Source organism: Pseudomonas psychrophila HA-4 (genome assembly GCF_000282975.1).
GTDB lineage: Bacteria > Pseudomonadota > Gammaproteobacteria > Pseudomonadales > Pseudomonadaceae > Aquipseudomonas > Aquipseudomonas psychrophila_A.
The window spans coordinates 1-2,167 of the sequence record NZ_ALJC01000132.1; the positions used below are offsets into that span (position 1 = coordinate 1).

Genomic DNA, 2,167 nt, shown 5'->3' on the forward strand with positions numbered 1-2,167 from the left:
TACGAACCGAGCGGTCACAGGTTCGAATCCTGTCGAGTGCACCAAACACCAAAAAGCCCGCATCGTATGCGGGCTTTTTGCTATCTGCGATTTGAGTAATTTTGAATCGCGTGGGTTGGCGGCGTTTTTTGTCACGTCCCCGACTTATCTTCTGTTTATCTTGAACCCGCTTAGGCTTCGCTTAGGAATTTACGGAGCCCGGTGCGGTCTCTTTGTAGGAGCGATTTCGGCTCGCACTCTTTTAGATGATCAAAAGATCACGAGACAAGCTCGTTCCAGCAGAGATTGCATGCGGCGCGAAGAATCGTAAAAAAGGTGTGCTCTCCCAAGCGCTTTTGGCGTCGCAGATTCAGCTGTCTAGGCGCAGTCTTAAACGTTTGTTATCTCCACAGATTTATAGCGTCATTAATTTTTAAGCCGTGTATGATGCGCCCGTCAGCCCCGCCGGGGCTTGTGGAAACCCTCCATGGACTTACCCAGTAGTAGCTCAGCATCCCGCTTTTCCAATCATGAATTGACTGATTGATCCTTCCGGCGTGCCCTGCTGCTGGGAGTGGAGTTCGCCTATGACCGAAGTTGAAGTAAAGAAAACGCAAGACAGCCTGCAAAGCCGCCTCGCTCAAGTTATTGAACTGCTTAATCGCCAGCGTGTGGTCGAAGACCTGACTCATCGTCAGGAAGGCCATCACCAAGACCGGGTCGAGAGCCTGGTTCACCGCCAAAATCTTGTTGACCTTCAGCGCAAGCTCGAAGACCTCCACTCCGCAGACGTTGCCTACATCCTCGAAGCTTTGCCGCTGGACGACCGTCTGACGGTTTGGCAGTTGGTTAAGGCTGACCGTGATGGCGACATCCTGCTGGAAGTGTCTGACTCTGTACGTGAAACCCTGATCGCCGACATGGACGATCACGAACTCCTGGCTGCGGCCAAGGAGATGGATGCCGACGAACTTGCTGACCTAGCGCCTGAGCTGCCGCGAGACGTCATCCACGAGCTGATGGAGACCCTTGATGGTCAGCAGCGTGAGCGCGTTCGCTCCGCGTTGTCCTATAACGAAGATCAAGTCGGCGCGCTGATGGACTTTGAGATGGTGACGATCCGTGAGGACGTCAGCCTTGAAGTTGTCTTGCGTTACCTGCGTCGTCTCAAAGAGTTGCCCGGGCATACCGACAAACTGTTTGTGGTCGATTACGACGGCGTGCTCAAGGGCGTGCTACCGATCAAACGCTTGCTGGTCAACGACCCTGAAAAACAAGTGGCCGATGTCATGGCCAACGATCCGGTGAGTTTCCACCCGGACGAAGACGCCTACGACGCGGCCCAGGCATTTGAGCGTTATGACTTGATCTCGGCGCCGGTGGTCGACAAAAACGGCAAGCTGATCGGTCGTTTGACCATCGACGAAATGGTCGACCTGATTCGTGAGGAAAGCGAAAGCGAAGTCCTCAACATGGCGGGTGTTGGCGAAGAAGAAGACATCTTTGCCTCGGTCTGGAAATCCTTGCGTAACCGTTGGGCCTGGCTAGCAGTCAACCTGGTCACCGCGTTCATTGCTTCGCGGGTGATCGGGCTGTTTGAAGGCTCGATTGAAAAACTGGTCGCCCTCGCGGCCCTGATGCCCATTGTGGCCGGGATTGGCGGCAACTCCGGCAACCAGACCATCACCATGATTGTGCGCGCCATGGCGTTGGACCAAGTAAACACCGGAAGCACTTCGCGCCTCATGCGCAAAGAGCTGGCTGTTGCCTTGATTAATGGCTTGGTGTGGGGTGGGGTCATCGGTATCGTCGCGTTCCTGCTGTACGGCAGTTGGTCGCTGGGGGTGGTAATGACCGCCGCTATGACGCTTAACTTGCTGCTGGCCGCCTTGATGGGGGTTTTGATCCCCATGACCCTGGCGCGCATGGGGCGCGATCCAGCAATGGGGGCGAGCGTGATGATCACCGCCATGACCGACAGTGGCGGGTTCTTCATTTTCCTCGGTCTGGCAACGATCTTCCTGCTCTGACCGCAAACGGCCTGATTGGACATCTGTCTGATCAGGCCGTTTTTGTATCAGCGACACAGCGCCTGAAAAGCGCTCATAAAAAAAGCCAGCGCAGTGCTGGCTTTTTTATTGGTTTTGTCCCGTCCTGAATAAGGTTTACACCTTCTGACCTATCCTCA

At 54.8% G+C, this 2,167-nt stretch carries 1 protein-coding gene; it reads left to right on the forward strand.

Translation table 11 applies throughout. From position 1 onward, the window contains the following. Positions 1 to 566 precede the first annotated feature (566 nt). On the forward strand, positions 567 to 2,009 hold the full coding sequence (mgtE, locus tag B347_RS0123375; protein WP_019412118.1) for a magnesium transporter: 1,443 nt from the start codon (positions 567 to 569) through the stop codon (positions 2,007 to 2,009). Positions 2,010 to 2,167 lie beyond the last annotated feature (158 nt).